The sequence below is a fragment of the Bacillus sp. EB106-04-02-XG92 genome, assembly GCF_058791995.1.
On sequence record NZ_JBYTEA010000001.1, the window covers coordinates 234,656 to 248,509 of the forward strand.

18 protein-coding genes and 1 pseudogene are annotated in these 13,854 nt (G+C 36.0%); 5 read left to right on the plus strand and 14 right to left on the minus strand.

Features of this window, described 5'->3' with window-relative positions; genetic code table 11:
* Positions 1 to 154 precede the first annotated feature (154 nt).
* Positions 155 to 628 carry an N-acetyltransferase gene (locus AC3WVA_RS01090; RefSeq protein WP_000506704.1) on the plus strand — a complete coding sequence of 158 codons (474 nt, stop codon included), beginning with the start codon at positions 155 to 157 and terminating at the stop codon, positions 626 to 628.
* A 34-nt stretch (positions 629 to 662) separates the two neighbouring features.
* Here AC3WVA_RS01090 and AC3WVA_RS01095 read toward each other — a convergent pair whose 3' ends face one another.
* The 3 genes from AC3WVA_RS01095 to AC3WVA_RS01105 form a co-directional block, all read right to left on the minus strand.
* A complete protein-coding gene (locus AC3WVA_RS01095; RefSeq protein ID WP_087958559.1) occupies positions 663 to 1,169 on the minus strand; it encodes an RsfA family transcriptional regulator in 507 nt (168 codons plus the stop codon).
* Positions 1,170 to 1,297: 128 nt separating this feature from the next.
* Positions 1,298 to 1,471: a 50S ribosomal protein L32 gene (gene rpmF / locus AC3WVA_RS01100; protein WP_001984764.1), complete on the minus strand. Its 174-nt coding sequence runs from the start codon at positions 1,469 to 1,471 to the stop codon at positions 1,298 to 1,300.
* A gap of 62 nt (positions 1,472 to 1,533) precedes the next feature.
* Positions 1,534 to 2,034 carry a YceD family protein gene (locus AC3WVA_RS01105; RefSeq protein ID WP_000872144.1) on the minus strand — a complete coding sequence of 167 codons (501 nt, stop codon included), beginning with the start codon at positions 2,032 to 2,034 and terminating at the stop codon, positions 1,534 to 1,536.
* A gap of 213 nt (positions 2,035 to 2,247) precedes the next feature.
* Here AC3WVA_RS01105 and AC3WVA_RS01110 point away from each other — a divergent pair, with 213 nt between their 5' ends.
* Positions 2,248 to 3,429 carry a nucleotidyltransferase gene (locus tag AC3WVA_RS01110; protein WP_429603608.1) on the plus strand — a complete coding sequence of 394 codons (1,182 nt, stop codon included), beginning with the start codon at positions 2,248 to 2,250 and terminating at the stop codon, positions 3,427 to 3,429.
* 25 nt (positions 3,430 to 3,454) lie between these two features.
* Here the strand turns inward: AC3WVA_RS01110 and AC3WVA_RS01115 are convergent.
* Both AC3WVA_RS01115 and AC3WVA_RS01120 read right to left on the minus strand, forming a co-directional pair.
* Positions 3,455 to 4,477: pseudogene (locus AC3WVA_RS01115) on the minus strand (SepM family pheromone-processing serine protease); the annotation flags it as partial.
* The gene (locus AC3WVA_RS01120; RefSeq protein ID WP_048530627.1) at positions 4,470 to 5,261 is read right to left on the minus strand and encodes a patatin-like phospholipase family protein; all 792 of its coding nucleotides are present in this window, start codon (positions 5,259 to 5,261) and stop codon (positions 4,470 to 4,472) included. The pseudogene AC3WVA_RS01115 and the gene AC3WVA_RS01120, both read right to left, overlap by 8 nt.
* Before the next feature lie 113 nt (positions 5,262 to 5,374).
* Between AC3WVA_RS01120 and ylbJ the strand changes: the two genes are divergently transcribed.
* On the plus strand, positions 5,375 to 6,604 hold the full coding sequence (gene ylbJ, locus AC3WVA_RS01125; RefSeq protein ID WP_098344982.1) for a sporulation integral membrane protein YlbJ: 1,230 nt from the start codon (positions 5,375 to 5,377) through the stop codon (positions 6,602 to 6,604).
* On the opposite strand, the gene coaD is transcribed toward ylbJ, so the two are convergent.
* Together coaD and rsmD are read right to left on the minus strand one after the other, a co-directional pair.
* A complete protein-coding gene (coaD, locus tag AC3WVA_RS01130) occupies positions 6,596 to 7,087 on the minus strand; it encodes a pantetheine-phosphate adenylyltransferase (RefSeq protein ID WP_000200599.1) in 492 nt (163 codons plus the stop codon). The two genes, ylbJ and coaD, sit on opposite strands and share 9 nt — an antisense overlap.
* Positions 7,084 to 7,650, minus strand: a complete 567-nt coding sequence (gene rsmD / locus AC3WVA_RS01135) for a 16S rRNA (guanine(966)-N(2))-methyltransferase RsmD (RefSeq protein WP_048530632.1) — start codon at positions 7,648 to 7,650, stop codon at positions 7,084 to 7,086. Before rsmD ends, coaD begins: the two co-directional genes overlap by 4 nt.
* 588 nt (positions 7,651 to 8,238) lie before the next feature.
* On the opposite strand from rsmD, the gene AC3WVA_RS01140 reads away from it, so the two are divergent.
* Positions 8,239 to 8,628 carry a DUF7147 family protein gene (locus AC3WVA_RS01140; RefSeq protein ID WP_000616013.1) on the plus strand — a complete coding sequence of 130 codons (390 nt, stop codon included), beginning with the start codon at positions 8,239 to 8,241 and terminating at the stop codon, positions 8,626 to 8,628.
* A 54-nt stretch (positions 8,629 to 8,682) separates the two neighbouring features.
* Here the strand turns inward: AC3WVA_RS01140 and AC3WVA_RS01145 are convergent, their stop codons facing one another.
* The 6 genes from AC3WVA_RS01145 to AC3WVA_RS01170 all read right to left on the minus strand — a co-directional run bounded on the left by AC3WVA_RS01145 (position 8,683) and on the right by AC3WVA_RS01170 (position 12,213).
* A complete protein-coding gene (locus tag AC3WVA_RS01145; RefSeq protein ID WP_002080814.1) occupies positions 8,683 to 8,949 on the minus strand; it encodes a YlbG family protein in 267 nt (88 codons plus the stop codon).
* 126 nt (positions 8,950 to 9,075) lie between these two features.
* Complete coding sequence (locus AC3WVA_RS01150) at positions 9,076 to 9,525, minus strand: YlbF/YmcA family competence regulator (protein WP_048530637.1); 450 nt, start codon at positions 9,523 to 9,525, stop codon at positions 9,076 to 9,078.
* Positions 9,526 to 9,640: 115 nt separating this feature from the next.
* Positions 9,641 to 10,213, minus strand: a complete 573-nt coding sequence (locus AC3WVA_RS01155; protein ID WP_071758840.1) for a histidine phosphatase family protein — start codon at positions 10,211 to 10,213, stop codon at positions 9,641 to 9,643.
* An 82-nt stretch (positions 10,214 to 10,295) separates the two neighbouring features.
* The gene (locus tag AC3WVA_RS01160) at positions 10,296 to 10,541 is read right to left on the minus strand and encodes a YlbE-like family protein (RefSeq protein WP_001200991.1); all 246 of its coding nucleotides are present in this window, start codon (positions 10,539 to 10,541) and stop codon (positions 10,296 to 10,298) included.
* An 11-nt stretch (positions 10,542 to 10,552) separates the two neighbouring features.
* Complete coding sequence (locus tag AC3WVA_RS01165; protein ID WP_429603606.1) at positions 10,553 to 11,002, minus strand: YlbD family protein; 450 nt, start codon at positions 11,000 to 11,002, stop codon at positions 10,553 to 10,555.
* Between the two features lie 176 nt (positions 11,003 to 11,178).
* On the minus strand, positions 11,179 to 12,213 hold the full coding sequence (locus AC3WVA_RS01170; RefSeq protein WP_098344980.1) for a CAP domain-containing protein: 1,035 nt from the start codon (positions 12,211 to 12,213) through the stop codon (positions 11,179 to 11,181).
* Between the two features lie 207 nt (positions 12,214 to 12,420).
* Between AC3WVA_RS01170 and AC3WVA_RS01175 the strand changes: the two genes are divergently transcribed.
* Positions 12,421 to 12,786 carry a YugN family protein gene (locus AC3WVA_RS01175; protein WP_098880834.1) on the plus strand — a complete coding sequence of 122 codons (366 nt, stop codon included), beginning with the start codon at positions 12,421 to 12,423 and terminating at the stop codon, positions 12,784 to 12,786.
* 46 nt (positions 12,787 to 12,832) lie between these two features.
* Here the strand turns inward: AC3WVA_RS01175 and AC3WVA_RS01180 are convergent, their stop codons facing one another.
* Positions 12,833 to 13,831 carry a formamidase gene (locus AC3WVA_RS01180; RefSeq protein ID WP_149237016.1) on the minus strand — a complete coding sequence of 333 codons (999 nt, stop codon included), beginning with the start codon at positions 13,829 to 13,831 and terminating at the stop codon, positions 12,833 to 12,835.
* Positions 13,832 to 13,854 lie beyond the last annotated feature (23 nt).

Sequence of the window (13,854 nt, forward strand, 5' to 3'; positions counted from 1 at the left end):
TTAATATGCTCCTACTCTTAGTTTAGCAAATCCTCAAAAAAATAATAAAAGAAATATACTATCATCTTCATAAAAATAAAAAAATGAGTTATAATATTATTATAAATATTTTTACTTTTCTGCATTCAACGAGACAAGAAAAGGATGTGATGTTATGGGATTCCCAAAAGTTGAGCGCTTGCTCATCAATTATAAAACATTAGACGAGTTTAAAAAATTTAAAGGTTGCGGAGCTCAAGAACTATCCATGTTAGAAGAATTACAAGCGAACATTATTGAAAACGATAGTGAATCTCCATTTTACGGTATTTATTACGGCGGATCACTCATTGCGCGTATGAGTCTATACATGAAAAGGAACGGCGGGGAACCATTCGAAATTACAGGTACTTACCTAGAACTCTATAAACTTGAAGTGTTACCAACTTTCCAAAAACAAGGATTCGGAGAAATGCTTGTAAATTATGCGAAAGGGTTGCAGTTCCCAATTAAAACGATCGCACGTATCCATTCAGCTGGTTTTTGGGATAAATTAAATTTCCAGCCTGTATCAGTACCTGATGGTGATTTTTACGTTTGGAACCCAGAAACAAATTTGAATACGGTTACAAACGAAGAGTCTGCATAAGAAATAAAAAAACAGCTACATAGCAGCTGTTTTTTTATTTCTTTAACTTCTCTAATTTCCCATTCGAACGAGCACTATTTCTTTCTGCTACCATTACACTTCTTTTTTGATCGATATAATCAAGCAATGTTCTATATTCTTCCTCATATACTGATAATCGTTCCAAAAGACTCTCTTTCTCTGTTTGTAACGATTCAATTTGCTGTTGCAACACCATTAAAGAGTTTTCATCTTTATAATTTTGCAAGAAATCAATAACATCATTCAATGTAATTGACGTAGGCTCTAATACCTTCGTCTCTTTCACTTCATAATTTTCCACTTTACGCAGTTGCTTCGCTTCTTCAATACGTTCTTTGTATTGCTTTCTAACGTAAGAATTCCATCTAAAGCCACATGCTGCTGGTGTACGTGATAAATGTCTTCCCACTTCTTTAAAGGCAGATAATTGCGTTCCGCCTTCTCGAATATGCCGGAGTACTACTTCTGCCAGAAGCAAATCTTCATCATCAGTCCAAGCATCTTGTCTTGTTGTCGCCATCTCTCTAGTCCTCCCTATGCATTTTTTATTAAACATATGCAGTTACTAGAAAAGATAGAATACATCAAATGAAGAATAAGACAAAAAAAATAAACGTAGAAGATATCTTCTACGTTTATTTCCCGCAATTACTTGCTGATTACTTCTTTACCTTTGTAAGTACCGCATGCTTTACATACACGGTGAGCTAATTTCGCTTCACCACAGCTTGGGCACTCTACCATACCAGGTACTGATAATTTGAAATGCGTACGACGCTTTCTTTTTACTGTTTTAGAAGTTCTTCTAAAAGGTACAGCCATTCTTCCCACCTCCTTAAAAGAAATAGTTATTTTCATATGAAGGCCTGAACCAGTCTTCCGAGTTATTTGTCAAAAAACTTTGCAAGTCCTGCTAATCTTGGATCAACAGTCTTTTCTTTGTTTTCTTCCGAAATCACTTGCCAGTCTTGACCTTGCATCGGTGCTCCACCAGAAACATCATCACTGAAAATTTGCATTGGAATCTCCAAAAGTATATTTTCCTTGATTACGGGCAGTAAGTCAAGTACTTCTCCTTCTAAACAATGAATTTCAGCTTCAGTTTCAAATTCTTCTTGTGAAGTTTGGAACACCTCAGTTGTTTTAATGTCAAATGGTAATGTCACATCTACTAAAGAGCGAGAACATGGTAAAACCATGCTTCCAGTTATATGTAGATGGAACGTAAACTTACCGGAGCCAAAATCAACTCTTCCTGTTACATGAACAGGATTAATTTCACGAATATCTTTCTCGACCTCTTTTAGCTCACTTACATCTACCATCTCATCCAATGTCAATCCTTTATTTCTCAATTTATTCAATTGATGGATGGACCATTTCATATCATATCACCTCAAGGCAACAAACAAAATTATAGCTAGCCATTTTATATTTGTCAATGTTTTTTCTTTACACTATAATGAAGTCATCATAGTAAATATTATATAGAGTATCACGTTTTTCAAAAAGATGCTACATCGAAAGGAGAGATTACCATAAAAGCCAGTGGTATTGTCGTTGAATATAACCCTTTTCATAACGGTCATGATTATCATGTGCAACAAACAAAAAAGTTAACACACGCAGATATTACAATAGCTGTTATGAGCGGCCCTTTTTTACAACGTGGTGAGCCGGCACTCGTATCCAAATGGTATCGCACCAAAATGGCCTTAGCATGCGGTGTAGACCTCGTTGTAGAGCTTCCTTATGCCTTTTCAACACAAAAGGCTGAAACCTTTGCAAATGGCGCTATATCGATTTTAAGCGCACTACACGCTTCTGAAATTTGTTTCGGTAGTGAAGATGGACAAATCGAAAGTTTTTATAACACCATCTCTGTGCAAAAAAATGAAGAAGAGACTTATAATCGTCTTGTAAAGCAATTTATGAACGCAGGTAATAGTTACGCAAAAGCTACATCTGAAGCTTTCCTACACATTTTACCTTCTGAAAAAAACATAGACATGTCACAACCCAATAACATTTTAGGCTTCCAATACATGAAAGCAATTTTGACGCAAAATAGTTCCATGCAAGCACAAACGATCAAAAGATTTGCATCTCATTATCATGATGAAACTTTTAATGACCAACATATTGCAAGCGCAACAAGTATTCGCAAACAACTTTTTAGCGAAAATAGTTCCTTTACAGACATTGGGCCTTTTATCCCAAAAGCGACTGCTTCTCTTTTAGCAAGTTACCAACAAAACTACGGGACATTACATAATTGGGAACAATACTTTTCATTTTTTAAATACAAACTTATGACGATGTCTCCAGACGACTTACGACATATATATGAAATTGAAGAAGGTTTAGAGCATCGTATTTTATCAAAAATACAAACCAGTTCCTCCTTCCATTCATTCATGGAAGCATTAAAAACGAAGCGTTATACGTGGACTAGATTACAAAGAGCTTGTACACACATTTTAACGAATACAACAAAAGAAGAAATACATAACGCAAATATAGAGCAGCATGCACCGTACATCCGTCTACTAGGCATGTCACGAAAAGGACAAACTTACCTTTCAAAAAACAAGAAAAAAATAGAGCTTCCAATTCTTACCCATACAAAAACATTTGACCATCCTACTTTACATATAGAGCGAAAAGCCAATTCTGTATATTACTCCATCATGCAAGAACCTTTACGAACACAACTACTAAAACAAGATGCAACACATCATCCAATTCGTTATGATGAAACAACCTCAAAATTTCTATAAAAAAACCTCTCTTTTTCAGAGAGGTTTTTTTCTCGCCCATTTTTTCCAAATACATTAATGCATCTTCCAGCGTATCAACTGGCACAACTTTCATTTTTGTTTTAATATCTTTAGCAGCCTCAAGTGCATCTTTATAATTCGATTTCTCAGCACCTTTTTCATTTGGTGCAAAGAACACTTCAGCACCAGCATCACTTGCAGCGACCACTTTTTGCTGAATACCGCCAATCGGGCCAATTTCTCCCTTTTCATTAATCGTACCTGTTCCAGCTATTTCATGACCCCTTGTTAAATCCTCTTCCACCAGTTGATTATATATTTCTAATGTAAACATTAGACCTGCTGATGGTCCGCCTATTTCATGAGAATCAATTTTCACTTTCGGATCTACCACTAATTCTCTTTCCGTAACGATAGAAACACCTATACCAACACGCCCATTTCCATTCGGAATGGTCTTTACATTTAAGTTTTCTTTTAACTGTTTTCCATTCCTCTTGTACTCAATACTTACTGTATCTCCTTCTTTTTTCCCTGTCATGTATTCAATAAATTGCTCCGTCTTTTCAAATGTTTTTCCGTCGACAGCTATAATAACATCGCCAAGTTTAAGCTTACCTTCTGACGGCATCCCTTTCGCTACGCCTGCAACCAATACACCTTTATTTTCAAATGAAACCGTACGATTTGCACGTTTGTAAGCATTATAGATCGCTGCATTTTGCGAATCTTTCATCGCATAATTTTGGCGAAATTGATATTCTTCATCACTTTCACCTTTTTGCAATATTTCTTCCGCTTTTGAAATATGTGTATATTTATTAAACTGCGCCGCTATTAAATTCACCACATTTGCTGGCCCCATCGAAACAGTAACAAGCATAAAGTCACCAGATTCTTTCGTTCCCCCTTCAACTTGAACGTAAGGCTCTAACTTGGCAGCCATTCCTGGTTTTGTTATATAATACGGTAAACGCACGTAAACAAGTAACATCGCCAATATAACCCCAATTAAAATTGCATATATAAACCGAAAACGCTTAAACATTATGTTTCTCCTTCCACTGCTCAATTAATAAATGAATATTTGGAACATGCTTTTCTGCTTCTACTTCTCCAACTCGAATAATGTCTTCAATGTTTGTAAAAGCACGGGAACTAAATTGTTCTACAGCTGGTCGCATCATTAAATCCGATGCAATTTGCCTGTTCATTACAAGCTCATGTTGCATAATTTCAATACTCTGCATAATCACATCATAAATAGACGTAACCTCACCATTTACTTTAATCGGGGATACATCAACAGCAATGACAATATCGGCACCTAACTCTTTCACAACCGATACTGGGATACGATCAATCACTCCACCATCCACCAATAATCTCCCATCTATTTTCTCTGGTACAAACACTCCAGGTACAGATATGCTAGCTCTCACCGCCTCTGCAACGGGACCACTTGTAAAAACTACTTTTTCCCCCTTCAAGATGTCAGTAGCCACAACAGCCGTCGGAATATCTAACTCCTCTAAATTTTTATTATATGTAAACATTTTAATCATATCTTTGACACGTTTTCCAGCAATAAATCCCATTTTCGGAACCGTAAAATCTAAATAATATTTCCTTTTAAAAACATTTGCCAGTTTATATAACCTTTCAACGTTAGAGCTAGCTGCATAAAATGTGCCTACTAAAGCCCCCATACTACTTCCTGCAATCATATGAATCGGTATACCATTTTCCCTTAAAACTTTTATAACACCAATATGAGCAAACCCTTTTGCACCCCCAGATCCAAGTGCTAAACCAATTTTCGGTTCTTTCATTTTTCTCACCCTTTAATTTTTTTCATTCCTTTTTCATACTTATGGTCTAAATTCACTACGTATCCACGTATACTGAAATGAACGTTTTTTGGGACAAAGGGGGATTTACTTACATGTATGAAAAATGGAAAACGGCTTTCCTTACCATATCAACACTGTTTTTAACCTTTTCTCTTGTACTCCACCCCCAAGCTGCTTTGCAAGCTTCCATTCGAGGGTTAAATATATGGTGGGAAGTTGTATTCCCTTCACTTTTACCGTTTTTTATCATTGCCGAACTTCTCATTAGTATTGGTGTTGTAAAATTTATAGGCGTGATATTAGAACCACTCATGCGACCACTTTTCCGCGTGCCAGGGATAGGCGGATTTGTTTGGGCAATGGGAATGGCCTCAGGATTCCCCGCTGGCGCCAAATTAAGCGCTAGACTGCGTAAAAGCAATCAACTAACACAAATCGAAGCAGAGCGCCTCGTATCTTTTACAAACTCATCCAATCCACTTTTTATTTTTGGAGCTGTTTCTATCGGTTTTTTCAATAATCCGAAATTAGGAATCGTATTAGCTGCTGCACATTATTTAAGTAACTTTTTCGTTGGGTTACTGATGCGATTTTACGGCAATAACAACATTTCCACGCATGATAAACATACTACTAAAAAACGTCCTTTTCAAAACCCATTTTCAATCCTACACGAAACACGTATGCAAGAAAAAAGACCAATAGGAAAATTACTTGGGGATGCTATCGTTTCTTCTATTCAAACACTACTTATGATTGGTGGATTTATTATTTTATTCTCTGTTTTAAATAAAATGATTACTGTATTTCATATTACAGCAGCTCTTTCTTTTATTATGCAACATATTTTATCATTCTTCCAACTAACTACCGAATTTAGTATTCCGATATTATCAGGCATTTTCGAAATGACACTCGGGAGCCAAATGATTAGTCAAATAAATGAAACACCCCTCCTGCAGCAGGCGATGGTAACAAGCTTTATTTTAGCATTTAGTGGCCTTTCTATTCAGGCACAAGTTGCTAGCATATTAGCTGAAACAGACATACGATTTAAGCCTTATTTTTTCGCACGAATTATCCAAAGCATTCTTGCTCCTATTTTCACCTTTATATTTTGGAAACCATTTTATGAAAAAGTAAGCTCTTTTTCACCTATGCACAAAGATATTCCCGTATTTTTTTCCAATTCTTCTTCTATACCGCATGAAATTTGGACATCTTTTATACACTATGGACCGATATTTACTTTATTTTGTTTATATGTATATGTGATTTTATTATTTTTTCGTAGCAACAAAGAAAAACCCCGTTCACTTTAACGGGGTTTGAAACTTTTCTTTTAAAGCACGTTCTACAACAGGAGGTACAAGATCTACTACACTTCCGCCATATCTCGCAACTTCTTTCACAATGCTCGAGCTTAAAAAGGAGTATTGGTTATTTGTCATAATAAAAAAGGTTTCAATGTTTTCATCTAATTTTCGATTCATAGAAGTAATTTGCATCTCATATTCAAAATCAGAAACCGCTCGTAACCCACGTAAAATTGCATTTGCATTTCGCATTTTCGCATACTCCACTAATAGTCCACTATGTGAATCTACTTTTACATTCGGGATTTCCTTTGTTGCTTCTCGAATTAAGTCTAAACGCTCTTCAACTGAAAAGAACGGTTTTTTTGACGAGTTGTTTAAAACTACTACGTATACTTCGTCAAATACTTTTGCTCCCCTTTTAATAATATCCAGATGCCCAAGGGTAATTGGATCAAAACTTCCCGAAGAAATAGCTATACTAGTCATTCTGTCCCCTCACCTTCATACTTATAGATCGATATTGCTGTAATGCCGTAATTCTCAGCTCGCACTTTTACAAGTCTTCCTATAGACTCAGGTAAAACTACATCATTACCATGCTCTGACATAATTAATCCATCTCTATGTAGCAATCCATGTTGATCCATCACACTAATTAAAGATACAATTTTTTGATCTTTATATGGAGGATCAATTAATATAAGATCGAATGATATTTCACGTTTTATAAGAGCCTTTACCGCACGTTCTGCATCATTTCGATATACTTCAGCTTGTTCCTGTATTCTACAACTTTCTAAATTTTGATGAATTACCTTTATCGCTTTATTATCTCGATCAACAAAGATTGCTTTATCAATCCCTCTACTTATAGCCTCAATTCCAAGACCACCACTACCGCCAAATAAATCAAGCGCGATACCACCATCAAAATAAGGGCCTATCATATTAAAAATCGATTCTTTTACTTTATCTGTCGTTGGACGTGTTGTATTACCTGGCACCGCTTTAAGTGGGTGTCCTTTACATTTTCCTGAAACTACTCTCATCTGTTGTCACTACCTTTATTTCAATCTATCGAGCAATTATAGAAAACCCTTCTCCATTCGGTAACCGCTACCAAACTATACGATTCCATCCATCTTTCAACGAACACTAGAAGAACTTAGTTTAAAATAACTGCTCTGCATTTTTATGTATTCATCTCACCATTCGCTAACACGAACTATTCGTTTTACTTTACCCCGCGTTAACGGGCAGTAAAAGCCCGATTGGTGCGGGCTAATAATCAGTGGGAAATGCCCTCACTGATTAAAGTTTCACTTTATCTTTTTTATCCTATCATAAAATAAAAAAAAGAAAAATAAAAAGCCCAACATAAAATTTAATTTCATGATGTATATCTTCATTTAGATTGGACATAAATAATTATAACAACATCACCTTCGATGTTGTTGCCAACCGCGGAGAAGACTTACGTTTCCCCATAAGTTCTTCCTCCGGTTTCTCCTCTCCCTTTGCCTTCTTACTAGTACATGCTAGTATAAGAAGGGCCCTGCTTTGCAGGGTTTTTTTTCGTTGTCTACTTTTCATTTAAAAAGTGAGATGGTACAGTAAAAGAAAGAGGAGGAAAAAATATGATTCAACGCTTTATAGAACTTGGAGAAGGCTACTCTGATTTATATGAATTACTTGAAATTGCCAAAGCAAACCAAGAACGTATAACACATATGTTACAGTTTGAAACGATTAAAAATGAAAAAAAAGTGTGCTCACTTGTTGTAATATTAAAACCAACTACTACTGGTGACTTCCAGCCATTATACATATGTCGTGAAGGCATTCCTGTACTTGAAAATAAAAAAAGTAAACGTGTCCTATTATTTGAAGAAACGGCAGAACAACTAGGAAAAAAAGTGACTACCTTTACAGTAAAACCATCCACAACTTTTCCAGAAAAAGAACTGTTTTTCAATCATTTAATTGGTATTTTACGAATGAATAATTTCATTCCTCCAATGAAATAACACTTTATTTCAAGTAAAAAATCCCCCGCTAAAATTAGCAGGGGATTTTTTCTATTAACTATAATCGTATTCTTTTGCCCGATCAGGACGAGAATTTTCAAATTCCGTTTTTAAATACGGGCGGTAAGACTGTTCTATCTTTTTCACAAAAGGAAGTTTGTTCAACTTTTGCATCATATGCTCAATTTGTTCCATATCACAATATACTACTGCATATTTTAAGCGTTTTGATATGTAATGTATGTTACCATATTTCCTTAAAATCTTGGCATGTTTCAATGAATGTAAATAAACAATCATACTTTGTCGTTGCCCGAACATAATCTTCTCCATCTTCTCCTTTTAAAAACATATATTTTATATTTTATGAAAACCAATCAGAAATTTATGACATTACAGGACAAACTCTGTATACGTTTTCTTCTATCTTCTAAAAAACGGGGTGATTTACCCCGTTTTACAGCCGCAACCCCCGCCAGTACCACAACCGCCACCACAGCCACCAGCATCGAAAAATGGATTTCCTGTTGGAACTTTGATGGAAGAGGACACCTCAGAACCGATTGCTACACTAACTTCATCTAACAACTTTTGTAAAGCCGTTTCTACTCGTTTAAAAGCTGCAATCTTATCATGTAAGTCTACAGAACGTTTTAACTCCCTCATTTTCGTCGAAACGAAAGTATAGTCAGGATGGTATTTACCGAAACGTTGCACTTCCTCATATCGTTCTTTCATCGCTGTAAATTGCTGAATCAACGCCTGAACTTCCATATCTTCATGCAATTCTTTATAACACTTACGATAATCTTCTGCTATATCTGAACAGATAATCGCTTTTGCAAGCTGCTCTGCTTTATCTAATATTAATACGCTTTCCAGCGTCGCTACAATCATGAGTGACACCTCCGAGTATTCATCATACCACATTTAGAATAGAACTACTAATTGAAGTGTCTCACTAAACAGAAAGATATCATTCTAACTATTTTTATATAATGTCCACACAAATTTATACATTAATATGTTCTGCAATATTATATTTAAGAACATCCCATTTCCCACTATTTTCGTTCACATAGCTAATACATGCATTTTTTAACGGTGTCTTAAACGAAATATCTTCCGGGGCAATTGCATGTAGAATTGCTTTTATCGCATGTGAATGGGCTACAATGATAATACGTTTGCCAGAATGAGCCTCTGCAACATCTTTTACAGCAGCAAAACAACGCGCTACAATCTCTTCATCTTGCTCCATACCTTCTACTTCCCCTGCTGCAATTAATTCCCTAACAGTCGCAACCGGCTTCCCAGAAGCTTCACCAAAATTACGTTCAACAAATCGCTCATCTAATAAAATTGATTGTAATCCAGTTGCCCCTGCAATTTCCTTAGCTGTTTCGTGCGCTCTAATTAACGGGCTACTAATAATTACATCCCATGCCTCCGCTTGCAAAGCAGCTGCACTTTGGCTCGCTTGCTTCTTCCCTACTTCATTCAGCGGAATATCTTCTCGTCCCTGTATAATCTCTTGAAAATTCCAATCAGTTTGTCCATGTCGTACTAAACAAATTTCCGTCATGCTCATGCTGCAACTCCTTTTTAAATAATCCGCTTCTATTGTATCAAAAGTTCTGCATGACGGACATAGTTTTCCCTTCCAATTATGTTGTATTTTGCTGCTTCATATACTGAAACATATCGATCATAATGGAGGCAACAGCTAATTGATTTTGGAATTTCTCAACTTTATCTGGTATCGTTTTTTTGAAATGTTGCATAGCCGCTAACTCAAACGCCTCTTTTTCTTCAGGGTTTCTTGTTAGTTTTCTATACCAGTACGGTTGCTCTCTAATATAGCGAGATAAATCCTCATCAGCCTTTATAAACTCCATAATTTCTGCTCTCATCCGCTTTCCCCCTAATCCTTCTGAAAGAAAAATGGATTATTTTCGGAAGTACTCTCTTCTTGCTGCGCGGGCTTCCCTTGAAATTGTTGAAAAGCTTGTTGCACACTACCGATAGCACTCGTTACATTGGCTAAATGATGTTGCATTTGTTCCACGTCTAGCTTTTTAAAGAAAGACAGCATTTGTCTCATCACATCAGCAGTTTTTTCCTCTTCAGTTCGAGTATCCTTTTCTTTTCTTTTTTCTTTTTTCTTTTCTTTTACCGAAGAAAAAGCAGGTGCTCCATCCGGTCTAAAAGTTGCCCATATCGGATCCTCTTCACCAAGTAAATACCATTCTTCATAAAACTGTTGCCAAGTTTTATGACCACTTCTAACTTCATGAACCATTTTAGGGTGATGGTTTACAAACTCTTTAAACTGTTGAACCGATGGATGTAACGGTCCTTTTGTTGTCGGCATAATCCTCACCTCTTCATGTATATCTACTATATAATAAGAAAAAAAAGGCGCATGGTTCGCCTATTTTTAGACGATTCATGCACCTTTTTATCCTACTAATTGCATGCGGTAACATTCCCACCTACAATACGGGTAACTAGCCGAGCGTTGTACATCCCTCTAGTTTAAACTCCACTTTATTTTCGAATAAAGTTTTGTGTGTAAAATTTATCGTATACCCCGACACCTAACCCTGTGAATTGTTCATTTAACAAATTCTTTCTATGACCTTCACTATTTAACCAACCTTGCACCGCCGCAATTCCATCACTATGTTGCGCAGCTATATTCTCACCAGCAAGTTGAAATCCTACTTTCCCGCGCTGCAGACGATCTCCTAGCGTACCTAGTGTAGGTGAATCGTGTGAAAAGTAATTATTATCCTTCATGTCTTTACTATGACCAATAGCCACATCTGCCGTTTGTTGATCCCATGTTAACAACGGCAACTTATGACGACTTCGAATAATATTTGTTAAATCAAAAATTTGTTGCATATTTCCATTCTCTATTTGTTTCATTTTCTCTGGAGTTAATGGTTGTTCTGCTAGTAATTCACCTGAATAAACAAGCTGATACGGTCTTTGTCGTAATAACGTTTCGTCATCCATATACCGAACACCAACAAGCTCATGTGTAAAATGATCAAAATATAATTGTGCCCAGCCATCTTCTACAGGTATTAATGGTTGTTCCATCACTTCGGTATCAGATAACTCAAATTGATAACTATTCTTCCCTCTTTTTAACGAAATCTCATGAGAGAGCGGATTCTTTTTATACACATCTTCATATTTTTCATTTATATAATAAGGCGGTACTTTAACCTCTTCACCAGCAACATACGCCGTTACAACTTTGCGTTCAGCAACCCCAAATTGAACATACTGAGCTAAATCTTGACTGTACACCCACCATTCGTATCCGTAAGCAGACGGCTCTATTCGAGAAGGTTCTCCCCATTTTGCTAATAAATTTTCAGAGTCCCCGCCAATCATATTTAAAACCGTATTTGAAGAATCTTCATTTACTTGCTTTTTCTTCTTCACAATTTTATTTTCTTGCTTTGATTGAGATGGGGTTAATATATATTGTGAAACGAGTAATTTCCCGTATAAATCCACAGCTAAAATTAAAACTGTAATCATTACGATACGCAATAATTTCTTCAATCGATATACCTCCTGCACAAAACATAAAATTGAGATATACACAAATCCTTTTCTTTCCTTTTTTGTGTGTACCGTACTCTTTTCACTATATCATATTTTCGCAAAAAAAAGTCTGGATTATCCCTTTTCTCTCAATATGAATTGCACTTTCTTATTATTCATACTATTATAAAAATAATAACGTAACATTAAACAAGGAGGTATTATATGCAATTTACAAATACGAAATTTAATGGGGCAGTCGTTGATTTAACACTATTAACAGAGATTATGGAGAAAAATCATTTTGTACTTGCTGGACAATGGGATTATGAACGAGTTACATACGATTATAAATTCGAAATATTAAACGATGTTTATTATTTACGCGTACAAGGTCTAGCTGTTGAAGGTGACGTTGGTAGTAGACACGCTGAAATAAAGCTACTTCCTCCCTTATTAGGCAAACATTATTATCCTCACGGCGTTGAATATGGTGATGGTGAAACTTTCCCAACCAATGTACTTCAAAAAAGTGAACAACTCCTACAAAATATTGAAAAAGAGTTAAAAGAATTCCAAATCATTGAGTAAATAGAACAAGCGCATCATATTGATGCGCTTGTTCTATTTATCTTACTTAAGAATGAATCGTCTTTTTGACTGGATACCCATAAATAGTTCCATCCTTCACTTTAATCTCATCTTCCCAAGGAACCTTATATTTACCTTCAGCTAAATCTTTTACAAACGTATACGGGTTTTCTTTCACCCCTCCAGGAGTCGCTACATATCCCCTTGAACCTAAATTATATATATTATTTTCGAGACCCCATCCTAATCTAGCCTGATCTGCTAGCTCTGGATATACTTCCGCAGTAACAATCTCCCAAGGATTTCGGTGTCCCTGTACTAAAGTAGTCCCATCAAAATTACATACTTGTCCTTCACCAAAGTAATAAAATACCCCATCATAACCCGCTAAGTTCACTGACAACGTATACATTAAGTTTTGCCATGCATTCGAACGATTAGTTAACATCCATTGTTCACTAACTTGTGTGCTATATCCAGAAATACGAATCAAGACATTTGCACCTTTATAAGCTGCTTCACGAGCTACTTCAGGAAACATACCATCATGACAAATACAAACAGCTAATTTACTTCCTCCAGGTCCATCACAAACAGGTAAGCCTAAATCTCCAGCTTTCCAAGGTTCGACTGGCACCCAAGGATTTAGCTTACGATACTTCAAGATCATTTCACCTTGTGGGTCAATAATTATTGCTGTATTATACGGTTCTCCACCATCAGGGTTTCTTTCCATTATAGAAAAAACACCATATACCTCAGACTCTTTACATGCCTCAGCAAACAAGTCTGTTTCTGGCCCAGGAACTGTACATAAAAACTCTTCTGTAGTCCATTTTTTTGTATTAAGCCCTTGCGTACTGTATTCTGGAAATACTATCAATTCTAATCCAGGATACCCTGATTTAGTTGAATAAATTGTTTTTATGATCTGTTTAATTTGTTTATCAATGTCTGCACGTGACTCTACTACCGGTACTGGATATTGTATTAATGCTGTTAAAAAACCACTAATTGGCTTTACCATACTTCCACTACTACCCATTTAAATTCCCCCTTAAAATAGTT